The sequence below is a fragment of the Allokutzneria albata genome (genome assembly GCF_900103775.1).
Classification (GTDB): Bacteria; Actinomycetota; Actinomycetes; order Mycobacteriales; family Pseudonocardiaceae; genus Allokutzneria; species Allokutzneria albata.
Window position 1 is genome coordinate 6057760 of sequence record NZ_LT629701.1, and the last position, 12017, is coordinate 6069776.

The 12017-nt window shown below is 71.0% G+C and carries 17 protein-coding genes; 9 read left to right on the forward strand and 8 right to left on the reverse strand.

Annotation, left to right across the window (positions count from 1 at the left end):
* Positions 1–37: 37 nt before the first annotated feature.
* The 3 genes from BLT28_RS27515 to BLT28_RS27525 all read right to left on the reverse strand — a co-directional run bounded on the left by BLT28_RS27515 (position 38) and on the right by BLT28_RS27525 (position 1368).
* On the reverse strand, positions 38–553 hold the full coding sequence (locus BLT28_RS27515; protein ID WP_030429919.1) for a snapalysin family zinc-dependent metalloprotease: 516 nt from the start codon (positions 551–553) through the stop codon (positions 38–40).
* Between the two features lie 117 nt (positions 554–670).
* The gene (trxA, locus tag BLT28_RS27520; protein WP_030429918.1) at positions 671–1006 is read right to left on the reverse strand and encodes a thioredoxin; all 336 of its coding nucleotides are present in this window, start codon (positions 1004–1006) and stop codon (positions 671–673) included.
* Entirely contained in the window at positions 982–1368 is a 387-nt protein-coding gene (locus BLT28_RS27525) for a MerR family transcriptional regulator (protein ID WP_030429917.1), read from the reverse strand. The genes trxA and BLT28_RS27525 overlap by 25 nt, the downstream gene beginning before the upstream one ends.
* Before the next feature lie 156 nt (positions 1369–1524).
* On the opposite strand from BLT28_RS27525, the gene BLT28_RS27530 reads away from it, so the two are divergent.
* Positions 1525–1911: a hypothetical protein gene (locus BLT28_RS27530; RefSeq protein ID WP_030429916.1), complete on the forward strand. Its 387-nt coding sequence runs from the start codon at positions 1525–1527 to the stop codon at positions 1909–1911.
* Here the strand turns inward: BLT28_RS27530 and BLT28_RS42165 are convergent.
* The gene (locus BLT28_RS42165) at positions 1889–2893 is read right to left on the reverse strand and encodes a helix-turn-helix domain-containing protein (protein ID WP_030429915.1); all 1005 of its coding nucleotides are present in this window, start codon (positions 2891–2893) and stop codon (positions 1889–1891) included. The two genes, BLT28_RS27530 and BLT28_RS42165, sit on opposite strands and share 23 nt — an antisense overlap.
* A 164-nt stretch (positions 2894–3057) precedes the next feature.
* Between BLT28_RS42165 and BLT28_RS27540 the strand changes: the two genes are divergently transcribed.
* Positions 3058–3540, forward strand: coding sequence for an RNA polymerase sigma factor (locus tag BLT28_RS27540; RefSeq protein WP_030429914.1), 483 nt, complete (start codon positions 3058–3060; stop codon positions 3538–3540).
* Between the two features lie 5 nt (positions 3541–3545).
* Here the strand turns inward: BLT28_RS27540 and BLT28_RS27545 are convergent, their stop codons facing one another.
* A complete protein-coding gene (locus BLT28_RS27545) occupies positions 3546–3827 on the reverse strand; it encodes a YciI family protein (RefSeq protein WP_030429913.1) in 282 nt (93 codons plus the stop codon).
* A 142-nt stretch (positions 3828–3969) separates the two neighbouring features.
* On the opposite strand from BLT28_RS27545, the gene BLT28_RS27550 reads away from it, so the two are divergent.
* The 6 genes from BLT28_RS27550 (at position 3970) to BLT28_RS27575 (ending at position 8545) form a co-directional block, all read left to right on the forward strand.
* On the forward strand, positions 3970–4575 hold the full coding sequence (locus BLT28_RS27550; RefSeq protein WP_030429912.1) for an RNA polymerase sigma factor: 606 nt from the start codon (positions 3970–3972) through the stop codon (positions 4573–4575).
* A gap of 52 nt (positions 4576–4627) precedes the next feature.
* Entirely contained in the window at positions 4628–5557 is a 930-nt protein-coding gene (locus tag BLT28_RS27555; RefSeq protein WP_030429911.1) for an ROK family protein, read from the forward strand.
* On the forward strand, positions 5554–6699 hold the full coding sequence (nagA, locus tag BLT28_RS27560; RefSeq protein WP_030429910.1) for an N-acetylglucosamine-6-phosphate deacetylase: 1146 nt from the start codon (positions 5554–5556) through the stop codon (positions 6697–6699). The genes BLT28_RS27555 and nagA overlap by 4 nt, the downstream gene beginning before the upstream one ends.
* A 25-nt stretch (positions 6700–6724) precedes the next feature.
* Positions 6725–6997, forward strand: a complete 273-nt coding sequence (locus tag BLT28_RS27565; RefSeq protein WP_030429909.1) for a hypothetical protein — start codon at positions 6725–6727, stop codon at positions 6995–6997.
* A gap of 66 nt (positions 6998–7063) precedes the next feature.
* Positions 7064–7741, forward strand: coding sequence for a DedA family protein (locus BLT28_RS27570; RefSeq protein WP_172806577.1), 678 nt, complete (start codon positions 7064–7066; stop codon positions 7739–7741).
* A 48-nt stretch (positions 7742–7789) separates the two neighbouring features.
* The gene (locus BLT28_RS27575) at positions 7790–8545 is read left to right on the forward strand and encodes a hypothetical protein (RefSeq protein WP_030429907.1); all 756 of its coding nucleotides are present in this window, start codon (positions 7790–7792) and stop codon (positions 8543–8545) included.
* 9 nt (positions 8546–8554) lie between these two features.
* Here the strand turns inward: BLT28_RS27575 and BLT28_RS27580 are convergent, their stop codons facing one another.
* Both BLT28_RS27580 and BLT28_RS27585 read right to left on the reverse strand, forming a co-directional pair.
* Positions 8555–9940, reverse strand: coding sequence for an FAD-binding oxidoreductase (locus BLT28_RS27580; protein WP_030429906.1), 1386 nt, complete (start codon positions 9938–9940; stop codon positions 8555–8557).
* A 43-nt stretch (positions 9941–9983) separates the two neighbouring features.
* Positions 9984–10733, reverse strand: coding sequence for an MBL fold metallo-hydrolase (locus BLT28_RS27585; protein WP_156050989.1), 750 nt, complete (start codon positions 10731–10733; stop codon positions 9984–9986).
* Between the two features lie 84 nt (positions 10734–10817).
* Between BLT28_RS27585 and BLT28_RS27590 the strand changes: the two genes are divergently transcribed.
* Positions 10818–11483, forward strand: a complete 666-nt coding sequence (locus tag BLT28_RS27590) for a DedA family protein (RefSeq protein WP_030429904.1) — start codon at positions 10818–10820, stop codon at positions 11481–11483.
* Here the strand turns inward: BLT28_RS27590 and BLT28_RS27595 are convergent.
* Positions 11466–11966, reverse strand: a complete 501-nt coding sequence (locus tag BLT28_RS27595) for a hypothetical protein (protein WP_030429903.1) — start codon at positions 11964–11966, stop codon at positions 11466–11468. The two genes, BLT28_RS27590 and BLT28_RS27595, sit on opposite strands and share 18 nt — an antisense overlap.
* Between the last annotated feature and the right edge of the window lie 51 nt (positions 11967–12017).

Here is a 12017-nt window from a genome sequence, read left to right on the forward strand (position 1 = left end):
ACCGGAGTCGGGCCGGTCCCGCCGTCACGTCCGGTGACTAGGCCGCCTCGGCAGCCCTCGAACCCGCGAACTTGCGGTCGACCTCGGCCGCCTCCGCGGCGTTCGGCGCGACGCTCTTGCAGCTCACGCCGCCCGTGCTGCCGGACATCAGGCTGGAGCACGGGCCGGGCTTGCGGTCCGGCAGGCCGAGGATGTGGCCGAGCTCGTGGGTGGCGATGCGCGGCACGTGGTAGCCCTGGTTGACCGCGGTGCGGCCCATCCAGACGGTGCCGGAGCCCAGCCTGCCCGGCTGCGCGCGCGGCCAGCCGTTGTCGACCAGGATCTTGATCGACGAGTTGGCCGCTGTGCCCTTGGCGAGCTTGACGTTCTTGACGCTGTTGTTCCAGACGACTGCCGCGTCCTCCCAGGCCTTGGCGAACTCGCCCGCCTGGCTGTTGTCGTAGTACAGGGTGCGGGCCATCGGGGCCGCGGACGCCGCGACCTGCAGGCCGGCCGCGAGCGGCATCGCCACGACGAGACCGATCACCGCGCGTCGGAGGTGTGAGAGTGCCATTTTCTGAGTTCTCCTTGCTGTTGCAGGGAAAGCGGGGTCCTCAGGTGGCCGTGTTCTCCGAAGCTAATTCGTGATCTTGGTGGCTGGCAGGGCCGTTCGTTGGTTCTTGCCCACCTTTCAGTCGGTGATGCCCAGCTCCTTGAGCAGCCTGGTCTTGGGCTTGGCACCGACGACCCGGCGGACGACCTCGCCGCGGTGGAAGACCAGCAGCGTGGGCAGCGACAGCACCGCGTAGCGGGCGCCGACGGCGGGGTTCTCGTCGTAGTTGATCTTGACGATGCGCACCTCGTCCGGGTGCTCGGCGGCGATCTCGGCGAGCACGGGCGCGATCATGCGGCACGGCGGGCACCAGGTCGCCCAGAAGTCGACCACCACGGGGAGGTCGCTGCCGAGCACCACCTCGTCGAAGGTCGCGTCGGTGACCACGGTCAGTTCCTGCGCAGGCGCGGACATGCCTTCTCCTTGTGCGTCTTGGCCCGTTCGAGCTGGGCCTCCAGGTGGGAGCGGACCGCGTGCAGGCGCTCGACGCACTCGTCGATCTCCTCGATCTTGCGGCGGTAGACCGCGACCGCGTCCGGGCACGCGTCACCCGCCGCGTTGCCCGCCCGCAGGCAGGCGACGAACGGCCGGGTCTCCTCCAGCGCGAAGCCGATGTCCAGCAGCGACCGGATCTCACGGGCGACCCGCAGGTCGAGCTCGTCGTAGTCGCGGTAGCCGTTGGCGCTGCGCCGGGCGCCGAGCAGGCCCTGGCTCTCGTAGTAGCGCAGCGCCCTGGTGCTGGTGCCGACCTTCTCGGCGAGTTCTCCGATGCGCATGTCCGCCTCCCGGTCGGCGACGCTAGACCTTGACGCCGATGTCAACGCCAGGGTTTCCGGCAGATTCCGGCACACCAACGGGTGCGGTGATCACCAAAGGAAGCCGACCCTCAGTAGCCTTCCGGGCACGAGGAGTCACTTCTGGGAGGCGCTGCGGTGGAGCTGGCGTTGGACGTACCGTGCCCGGTCTGCGAGGGCAGCGGGAAGAACACCGAGCCAGGGATCGAGCACATCGGCGAGGAGGAGTACCGCAAGCGCAAGCGCGCCGTGCGCTTCCTGCTGGCACCTCCCGTCGCGGCCAGGATCAACGAGATCGCCGACGAGTGGGAGGAGCTGAAGCAGTACGCGGCCGAGCGCGGGGACGACGAGGTGCTGGGCTTCGTGGACTACCTGCAGCTGCGCGAGGGCGACTCGGTGATCACCAGGGCCTACGTCACCGCGAACACCCACCCCGACTGCGAGCCGTGCAAGGGCAAGGGCCGCGAGCTCACCGAGCAGGGCAAGATGGTGCTGGCCTTCATCAAGCGCTGGCCGCCGGAGTAGCACCGGAGGCGCCGAGCAGGACGAGCCCGGCCCGCTGCGCGCGCACGGCGGCCTCGGTGCGGCTGCGCACGTCCATCTTGTGCAGCACCCGCTCGACGTGCTTGGCCACGGTCTTCGGGGAGATCAGCAGCCTGGTCGCGATCTGGGCGTTGGTGCAGCCCTCGACGAGCAGCGTCAGCACCTCCAGTTCGCGCACGCTCAGGCCGAACGGCGGCTCGGCGACCTCCTCCAGCACGAGCACGCGGTCCTCCCACCGCGTCGTGGTGATCGCGTGCAGGACGCCGTCGCCGGAGTGCCACCAGAACTGCTGCGGCAGCCGCTGCTCGGCGTAGCGCGCGAGCAGCAGCCTGACCAGCGGCGTCCCCTCGGCCAGGTGCGGTCCGGTCGGTCTGCCGGGCACGCCCTCGATCACCGGGCCGGGGTAGAAGCAGACGCAGTTCACCGCGTCGTCGACCTCCCACACCGGCGGTGGGAAGGAGCGCGTGCGGTCGACCAGCCCGCCGAGCATGGTCTGCATCGCGACGAGCACGGCGAGGTCGGAGTCGGTGGGGTAGCGGGCGTCGTCCATCGAGACGTGCAGGTTGCCGGTGTAGACGCCGAGCCGGTTGTAGAGGCAGACCGTGACGCCCTCGGTGAATCCGGCAGGCAGGAAGACCTCCCGCGCCGAAAACGTTTCCCGATACGGAAAAGGCGTGTCCCGCCAGCGCAGCGGATGGCGGTTCACCTTCCGCATGTGCTCATAGGCGGGATCGTTGCGCACGAACCACGAGTCGACGTGTTCGAGCACCCGGTCCGGGTAGTCGATGTTGACAAGGGACTTGTGGTCGACGTCGAATCCGTGGAAAGTCGAGAGGCTCGACGCCGCGTGGGGAACGACCTTGCGCAAGCCCGACAGAATCTCCTCCGCCTTCTCCGAGGAGCCCGCCGAGCCGCCGAGCACAGCGCCCACCTCGATGAGGAAAGCGATCTGGTCGTCGCGCATCCACCACCTCCCCCACGAGGGTGCGCCAGGGTACGTCGACCCCTCTCACCAGCGCAATGGGTACTTGAGCCCATTGGTCGACCAGGTTCGGGGAAATAGCGTCACGTTCGTGTGAGACATCCGGGAGCGCGGGGCGGAACACCCCGTTCTGGGGACGGTGGCAGATGACAGACGACGCGGACTTCACGGCGAGCATGACCCGTTACCGGCCGACCGTGCTGGCGATCGCCAGATCGATCACCGGGAACCCCGACGACGCCGAGGACGCCGTTCAGGCGGCCTATCTGCGAGCCTGGCGCAAACGCGCACAGCTGAGCGCTCCCGAGGCAATCGGCTGCTGGTTGTCCACCATTGTGCGACGCGAGTGCTATGCACTGCTGCGGGCGAAGAAGAAATGGACGGAGGCGCCGGAGGAATTCCGCAGGCCTGCCTGCGACCCGGCCGAGGTGGTGACGGCGGGGGAGGCGCTGGGCAGGTTGCGGCGCGCGTTCTCCCGGCTGCCCAGGACCGACCAGCTGGTCTGGTACCTCAAGGTCCACAAGGAGTTCCGGCACCGCGAGATCGCGACGATCGTGCACAGCTCGGAGGGCGCCGTCGGCGCGCGGCTGCACCGGATGCGGATCGCCCTCCGCGAGGCGTTGACGTGAGCCCGCTACGCCAGCCAGGCGCCGAGCGCGGGCTTCCACTCGGTCACCGTGGTCTTCACGATCACGCCCGCCTTGGTGTACGGATCAGCGGCCAGGTGGCCCTGGAGCTCGTCGGCGTCCGCGGTGTCGAAGACCACGATGCCGCCGGTGTCGTCGGCGAGCGGGCCCGCGGCCAGCACGATCCCGCGCTCGGCGAGCGCGCCGAGGTGGGCGCGGTGGTCGGGGCGGGCGGCGTACCTGGTGTCCCGGTCCGCGCTGTACTCCCACTGCACGACGAAGCGCGCCATGATGGCCTCCTGCCTCCGATGATCCCGCGCCGAACGCTAGACCACTGCGCTGCGTGATCGAGTGACCGTGGAAGGTGACGTTTTCTGGGACTTGTCCCAAGCTGGTTGCCACAAAGGCGGCCAACCTCGGTACGGTCGTCGCGTGGTAGGGGACGACGCGCAGGGCCTGGGTCAGCATTCCGGTCCGAGGCCGGTCACCGTCGAACAGACGGTAGAGCGGACGCTCGGCCACATTCGCGCACTCGATCCCGATGACCGGCCCGGCGGGAACACCCTCACGCTGGAGGACCTGTACCGCCAGCACCGGATGCGCCTGGTCCGGCTGGCCGTCCTGCTCGTCGACGACGCCGCGACCGCGGAGGACGTGGTCCAGGAGGCGTTCACCGGGCTCTACCGCAACTGGTCCGGCCTGCGTGACGGCGCCGCCGCCGTCGGCTACCTGCGCACCGCCGTGGTCAACGGCAGCCGCTCCGTGCTGCGCCGCCGCAAGACCGCCCGCGAGTACCAGCCGCCGCACATGATCAACGCCAGGTCGGCCGAGTCGCTGGCCATGCTCACCGCCGAGCACCAGGCGGTCGTCGCCGCGCTCGGCCAGCTGCCGCCGCGGCAGCGCGAGGTGCTGGTGCTGCGCTACTACGGCGGGATGTCCGAGGCGGAGATCGCCGAGTCGACCGGGATCTCCCGCGGCACGGTGAAGTCCACCGCGAGCCGGGCGCTGGACGCGCTGCAGAAGATCATCAAGACCTGAGCGAACCGGAAAGGTCTAGACCAGGCGCCGCCCGGTGCCGCAGGATGCCAGGGTGACCAGCTCTCCTGTGGTCGTCGCGGTCGACGTCGGCGGCACCGAGATCAAGGCCGCGCTCGTGCGCGGGCCGGAGCCGACCGTGCTCCGGCAGCTGCGCCGGGCCACGCCGAAACTCGCGGGCGGCACCGAGACCGCCGACGCCGTGGTGGCCGAGGTCGCCGGGATCGTCGGCGAGCTGAGCGCGGGCGAGGAACCCGCGGCGGTCGGCGTCGTGGTCCCCGGCATCGTCGACGACGAGCGGCGGATCGGTGTCTTCTCCGCGAACCTGGGCTGGCGGGACTACCCCTTCGGCGAGGCGCTCGCGGCGCGGCTCCCCGGGCCGCTGGCCTTCGGCCACGACGTGCGCGCCGGCGGGCTGGCCGAGGCGCGGCTCGGCGCGGGGCGGGGGCTGGACGACCTGGTGGTGCTGCCGATCGGCACCGGCATCGCCGGGGCGCTGATCATCGGCGGGCGGCCGCACTCCGGCGGCGGCTACGCCGGGGAGATCGGGCACCTGGTGATCGCGGACGGGCCGGAGTGCGCGTGCGGTCAGCGCGGCTGCCTCGAACTCATCGCCTCCTCCTCGGCCGTCGCCCGCCGCTACGCCGAGCGCACCGGCCGGTCGGTCACCGGGGCGGCCGACGTGGCCGCCGCGCTGCGGGAGGGCGACGCCGACGCCAAGCTGGTCTGGGGCGACGCCGTCGACGCGCTCGCCAGGGCGATCACCCAGCTGGCAACGCTGTTCGCCCCGCAGGCGGTGGTGCTCGGCGGTGGGCTGGCCATGGCGGGTGAGCTGCTGACCGCTCCGCTGGAGCGGCGGCTGGACGGGCTGATCACCATCCAGCGCCGTCCGGAGCTGCGGCGGGCCGCACTGGGCGACCGGGCGGGCTGCCTCGGCGCGGCGCTCATGGCCATCGAGGCAGTGTCGTTCTTGGAGGGCCGATGAAGCTCGCTGGAGGCAGGGTCGTCACGCCGGACGGGGTGCTCGATCCCGGCTGGCTGCGCGTCGAGGGTGACAAGATCGTCGCGCTCGGCGCGGGTACCGGGCCGGAGCTGCCCGGCGAGGACGTGGTGGACGCGAGCGGCTGCTGGATCGTGCCCGGCTTCGTCGACATCCACTGCCACGGAGGCGGTGGCGAGTCCTTCTCCACCCTCGACGGGGATCGGATCGCGCACGCCGTCGCCGCGCACCGCAAGCACGGCACGACCACCATGCTCGCCAGCCTCGTCACCGGCGAGATCCCCGAGCTGGCCAAGCAGGTCGCCGCGCTCGCCGAGGCCACGAGGGACGGGCTGGTCGCGGGCGTGCACCTGGAAGGCCCGTTCCTCTCCGCGGCTCGCTGCGGTGCGCACGACCCCGCACTGCTGCGCGCCCCCGACCGCGAGTCGGTGCGGACGCTGCTGGACGCCGGAGCGGGTGCGGTCCGGATGATCACGCTCGCGCCCGAGCTGGACGGCGCGGTGGACGCGGTCCGCTTGCTGGCCGACAGCGGGGTGATCGCCGCGATCGGTCACACCGACGCAACGGAGGCGCAGGTCAGGCCCGCGGTGGACGCCGGGGCCACCGTGGCGACGCACCTGTTCAACGGCATGCGCCCGCTGCACCACCGCGAGCCGGGACCGATCGGCGCGCTGCTGGACGACGAGCGGGTGACCGTCGAGCTGATCTGCGACCTGGTGCACCTGCACCCGACGGCGGTGCGGCTGGCCGCGCGGCACGCCGGGACCGGGCGGACCGTGCTGATCACCGACTCGATCTCCGCGTCGGGTATCGGGGACGGCGTCTACGACCTGGGCGGGCTCAAGGTGACCGTGCGGGACGGGGTGCCGACGCTGGCTGGGGGCTCGCTCGCGGGCAGCACGCTGACCATGGACGCGGCCTTCCGCAACGCCGTGGTCCAGGGCGGGCTGAGCATGTCCGAGGCCGCTTTCGCCTGTTCCACCCGGCCCGCGGCGCTGCTCGGGCTGGCCGGGGTCACCGGGGCGCTGCGCCCCGGGCTCACCGCCGACCTGGTGGTGCTGGACGCGGACCTGCGGCTGCGCTCGGTGCTGCACCAGGGCGGGTGGGTGGACACGGCCGCGGCCTGACCCGGCCTGCCGCTACCGTGGAGGGATGGGCCAGGCAGACGATCCGGAGCGCTTGCTAGCCGAAGCGCTGCGGGCGCAGGCCGCCTCGACCCCGGCGAGCGGGTCGGGCGGCATTCCGACCGAGGCCGCCCTGCGCGCGATCACCGGCACCGGGCCGACCGAGCGCGTGGACAACGAGCTGCCGACCGTGCGGGCCGAGGGTGAACGAGCCCAACTGCGGCCGCTGACGGTGCTCCTGCTGGCCGTGCTGCTCGGACTGGCGGTCGGGACTGTGGCCGGGCTCGTGTCCGTGCTGTGACCCGAATCTGTATCGTGGGCGCTCGTGACGACCGTTTTGCCCGCTCTCGCAAGCACCACGACCGAGATGGCGCTTTTCGGCATCAAGTGGCTCGACCCCGAGTACATCATCAGCTCGATGGGTCACTTCGCGCTGGTGGGGATCTGCCTCATCGTCTTCGCCGAGTGCGGTCTGTTCGCGTTCTTCCTGCCGGGTGACTCGCTGCTGTTCGTGGCGGGTCTGTTCGTCGCGCACGGCACGATCGAGACCCCGATCTGGCTGGTCTGCGTGCTGATCACGCTGGCGGGCATCCTCGGCAACGCCGTGGGCTACGCGATCGGCTGGAAGGCCGGTCCCGCCCTGTTCGACAAGCCGAACTCCAAGATCTTCAAGAAGGACTACGTCGACAAGACGCACGAGTTCTTCGAGAAGTACGGCTCGCGGGCCATCGTGCTCTCCCGGTTCGTCCCCGTGGTGCGCACCTTCATCACCGCGCTGGCCGGTGTCGGCCGGATGGACCCGAAGAAGTACTTCACCTACTCGATCATCGGCGGTATCGCCTGGGGCGCCGGCGTCACGCTGCTCGGCTTCTTCCTCGGCGAGATCCCGTTCATCAAGAACAACCTCGAGGCCGCGATCCTGGGCATCGTGTTCCTCTCGATCATCCCGATCATCATCGAGGTGATCAAGGCGCGCAAGGAGAAGAAGATCGCCGCGCGGGAAGCCGCCGAGCAGACGCAGGTGTTCCAGACCTTCCGCGACTGACCGCCTCGCGGATGCAACCCCGCCGGGGTGGGCGTCCGTAGGTGAGACGTGATCAACAACGTGAAGCTCCGTCTCGCCGTCAGCACGCTGGGCGCGCTCGTCGCGGTCTCGGTGCTCGCTCCGGCGGGTTCGGCGACCCCTGCCTCCACCGATCCCGCCAGGCCACGGGTCGGCGTCGACGCGTCCGGCCACAGCGCGCGCACGACTCCTGCTCCGGCCGCGACCTCGCGGTTCAGCGAGGTCCCTGACATCCAGTGGCCGCCCGCGGGCGTGGTCCCGCCCAAGCACTCGGCCGACAAGCTGCGCGAGTTCGGCGCGGCGATGGGCGAGCGCCTGGCCAAGTCCTTCCCGCAGGTCGTCCCCGAGGCGCGGGACATGCAGCTCACCCCGTGGAGCGGGGAGTGGACCGGCGTCATCGAGGACGGCCAGGACTACCTCACGACCTGGGCCGTCTACCACGACAAGATCGGCCGGACCGCCACGGCGTACCAGATCGAGGCGCCCGGTCACTTCACCGTCTCACCGAGGAAGTGGTGCGAGGACAACACCCCCGTCTCGTGCACGGCGACCAAGCGCGCTGACGGCTCGCTGGTGCTGCACGCGGTGAGCGAGTTCAAGACCGAGCAGGGGGTGCGGCACATCGAGAGCGCGCTGCACTACCGCCTGGACGGCACCGTGGTGTGGACCTCGGCCTACGACTACGACCCGATCTTCGACGGGCAGCAGGGCCCGGACCGGGACAAGATCGCGCTGACCACCGCGCAGCTCACCGAACTGGCCACCGATCCGGCACTGCACCTGTGACCGGCGGGCTCAGCTGAACATCGACCCCGGGTTGAACAGCGACCCGGGGTCGAGCGCCCGCTTGATCGCCCGGTGCGCCTCGATGCCGACCGGGCCGATCTCCCTGGCCAGCCACTCGCGCTTGATCTTGCCGACGCCGTGCTCCCCGGTGATCGTGCCGCCGAGCCGCAGCCCGACCTCCAGGATCTCGTCGAAGGCCTGCTGCGCCTTGGCGAACTGCTCGGGAGAGGACGCGTCGTAGACGATCGTCGGGTGCATGTTGCCGTCGCCCGCGTGCCCGACGACGGCGATCGTCAGCCCGCAGCGCTTGCTGATCTCCTCGCAGCCGCTGATCAGCTCGCCGATCCTGGTCCTCGGCACGCACACGTCGTCGGTGAGCCAGGAGCCGTAGACCTCCAGCGCGTTCAGCACCGCCCGCCGCGCAGTCAGCAGCATCCGGCCTTCTTCGAGGTCGGTGGTGGAGTAGGCCAGGTCGGCGCCCGAGTCGGTGCAGATCTGCTCGATCGCGGCCAGCTCCCGCAGCGCCGCCTCACCGCCGGAGTCGGACTGGCAGATCAGCAGGGCCGCGCTGCCCGCGCCCGCGCCGACCTCGGTGTTCAGGTGCTGCTCGACCGCCTTGATCGACGCCGCGTCCATGATCTCCATCAGCGACGGGACCAGGCCCTCGCGCACGATGCGGCTCACCGCGGCGCCCGCGGCGGCGGTGGAGGAGAAGGAGGCGACCATGGTCCCGGGTGCCATCGGCTGCGGGCGCAGCGCGAGGGTGGCCTGGGTGATCACGCCGAGCGTGCCCTCGCTGCCCACGAAGAGCTTGGTGAGGTCGTAGCCCGCGACGCCCTTGACCGTGCGGCGGCCGGTGCGGAGCACGTCGCCTCCGGCCAGCACGACCTCCAGGCCGAGCACGGAATCCGTTGTGACGCCGTACTTCACGCAGCACAGGCCGCCCGCGTTGGTGGCCAGGTTGCCGCCGATCGTGCACCAGTCGTAGCTGGAGGGGTCCGGCGGGTAGAACAGCCCGTGCTTGTCGACGGCCTGCCGGAGGTCGAGGTTGACCACCCCGGGCTCCACCACGGCCAGCCGGTTGTCCGCGTCGATCTCGATGATCTTGTTCATCCTCGTGGTCACCAGCACCACGCAGCCGTCGATCGCGTTGGCGCCACCGGAGAGCCCGCTGCCCGCGCCGCGCGGCACGATCGGTGTCCCGGCGGCGGCGCAGGCCAGCACGACCTGGCGCACCTGCTCGGTGTCCGAGGGCAGCACCACGGCGAGCGGCGAGCCGACCGGGGCCAGCGGCATCATGTCGCGGCTGTAGCCCGCGGTGACGTCCGGATCGGTCAGCACCCCGTCGGCTCCGACGGCGGCTTTCAGCTGGTCGATGAGGGCGGCGGTGTCCACCCACCGACCGTAGTCCGCGAGCCGGTGGCTCGGCGAGGGCTCTTCAGCGCAGTTCGTGGATCTCGTTCTCGGCCACCGCCACCGTGCGCCCGCCGAAGACCTTCGCTGCGCGTCCGGCGGCGAACTCCGGCGTCATCGCGGGACCGACGTGGGTGATCAGCAGCTGCTTCACCCCGGCCTTGCGCGCGGCCTCGCCCGCGTCCTCCGGAGTGCAGTGGACCTCGGTCTCCTCGTCCGCGTCCGCCTCGCAGAGCAGCACGTCCGCCCCGCTCGCCAGCTCGTCCAGCGCCGCGCACGGCCCGGTGTCGCCGGAGTAGGCCAGCACCCGGCCGTTGTGCTCGGCGCGCAGTCCGAACGCGGGGATGCCGTGGTGCACGGCGCGACTGGTGAGCCGGAGATCGGCGATCTCGACCTGGTGGCCGTCGTGCAGCTCGTGCTCCTCGAAGACCGCGCTCATCGCCGCCACCTGGGAGTTCGTCAGGAAGGCCTCCAGCCGCCCGCCCCAGCCGATCGGCGCGTAGACGGGGATGCGGTGCCGCGGGCGCAGCTCGGAGAAGGCCAGCGCGTAGTAGGCGGAGGCGAGGTCCGCGAAGTGGTCGGCGTGCAGGTGGGAGATCCAGATCGCGCTCAGCTGATCGGGGGAGACGTGCCGCTGGAGATTGGCGAGCGACCCGGGGCCCGCGTCGACCCACACGGCGCTCTGCTCGGTCCGCAGCAGGTACCCGGAGCAGGCGTTATCCGGGCGCGGGTAGGGCGTGCCCGCCCCGAGCACGGTGAGGCTCAACGTGCTCACGGCAGTGTCCTCCCATTCGGTTCGACTCCCGGTCAACCAGGAATTCACCGATGACCGGCCACGGGTGCACGTAGGGTCGACGAAGTGACGGCGACGCAGACCTTCCTGGCGTGGGACCCGTTGGGGACCGGCGGCCCGGTCCTGATCTGGGCCGTGGTCGTCAGCTTCATCTTCGCCGAGTGCGCGCTTGTCATCGGGCTTTTCCTACCCGGCGACTCGCTGCTGTTCACCGCCGGGGTCCTGCTCGCGCAGCAGGGACTGCCCGGCAACGCGTGGGGACTGGCCGCCGCGACGACGCTGGTGGCGATCTGGGGCAACGACGTGGGCTACCGGATCGGGGTGCGCACCGGCACCAGGGTGCTGGCCCGCGAGGGCGGCAAGGTGCTCAACCGGCAGAACCTGGACCGGGCGCGGAACTTCCTGGACCGCTACGGGTTCTGGGCCATCGTCGCGGCCCGGTGGCTGCCGTGGGTGCGCACGCTCGCCCCGATGATCGCGGGCGCGGCGCGGATGGACCGCGGCCGGTTCTTCTGGTCCTCGGTGATCGGCTCGATCACCTGGGCGCCGCTGCTGATCCTCTTCGGCTACTACGCCGCGGGCCTGCTGGACCGCCACCCCTGGCTGAAGGTGACGGCCGTCGTCGCGTTCCTCGTCGTGGTGCTGGCCGGAACGGTCTACGGCGCGATCCGCTTCCGCCAGGACATGAAGCGCCCCATCGACGAGTCCGCCTCGTCACCAGACCGGACGTGAGTCCTCGGCGAACCTGCGCAGGGTGCTGACCGACGGGCGCACGAACATGTGCCCGGAGGCGAAGCCGAGCCCGCCGAGGAACAGGAACACCACCGGCTCGAAGTAGGTCAGCGCGTTCACCCGGCCCGGCTCGGTGAACACCGGCACCAGCACGGCGAGCGCCACGGTCGCGACGGTGGCGCAGACGCAGGCGACCAGTGCGTTCCGGATGACGCGGGCGCGCGAGGTGACGAGGTCGTCGCCGTGCAGGCAGCGCCGGGACGCCAGCAGCGTCACCGCGAGGGCCAGCACCGACAGCGGCGGCAGCGCGCTGACGACCTGCGCCGGCGGACCGCCCGGCGAGTCGACGACCGTGCCGACGAAGCGCATGAACGCGGACATCAACGGGGTCATCACGACCAGCGTGACGCCGATGATGATCACTCCGCTGCGGAAGCGGGCCGCGAACAGCGGTGGCAGCGGGACGAGGTCCTGGTGCGGCATTCCCGTCCGACGGAACCGACTGGCCCCGCGTTCCCTCCAATCAGGGCGAAA

Bases quoted from the DNA above. Each gene is read 5' to 3' on its own strand.
- BLT28_RS27540 (WP_030429914.1), top strand. From the start codon at position 3,058: ATGACAGACGACGCGGACTTCACGGCGAGCATGACCCGTTACCGGCCG.
- BLT28_RS27595 (WP_030429903.1), bottom strand. From the start codon at position 11,966: ATGCCGCACCAGGACCTCGTCCCGCTGCCACCGCTGTTCGCGGCCCGC.
- BLT28_RS27570 (WP_172806577.1), top strand. From the start codon at position 7,064: ATGGCGCTTTTCGGCATCAAGTGGCTCGACCCCGAGTACATCATCAGC.
- BLT28_RS27565 (WP_030429909.1), top strand. From the start codon at position 6,725: ATGGGCCAGGCAGACGATCCGGAGCGCTTGCTAGCCGAAGCGCTGCGG.
- BLT28_RS27545 (WP_030429913.1), bottom strand. From the start codon at position 3,827: ATGGCGCGCTTCGTCGTGCAGTGGGAGTACAGCGCGGACCGGGACACC.
- nagA (WP_030429910.1), top strand. From the start codon at position 5,554: ATGAAGCTCGCTGGAGGCAGGGTCGTCACGCCGGACGGGGTGCTCGAT.
- BLT28_RS42165 (WP_030429915.1), bottom strand. From the start codon at position 2,893: ATGCGCGACGACCAGATCGCTTTCCTCATCGAGGTGGGCGCTGTGCTC.
- trxA (WP_030429918.1), bottom strand. From the start codon at position 1,006: ATGTCCGCGCCTGCGCAGGAACTGACCGTGGTCACCGACGCGACCTTC.
- BLT28_RS27515 (WP_030429919.1), bottom strand. From the start codon at position 553: ATGGCACTCTCACACCTCCGACGCGCGGTGATCGGTCTCGTCGTGGCG.
- BLT28_RS27525 (WP_030429917.1), bottom strand. From the start codon at position 1,368: ATGCGCATCGGAGAACTCGCCGAGAAGGTCGGCACCAGCACCAGGGCG.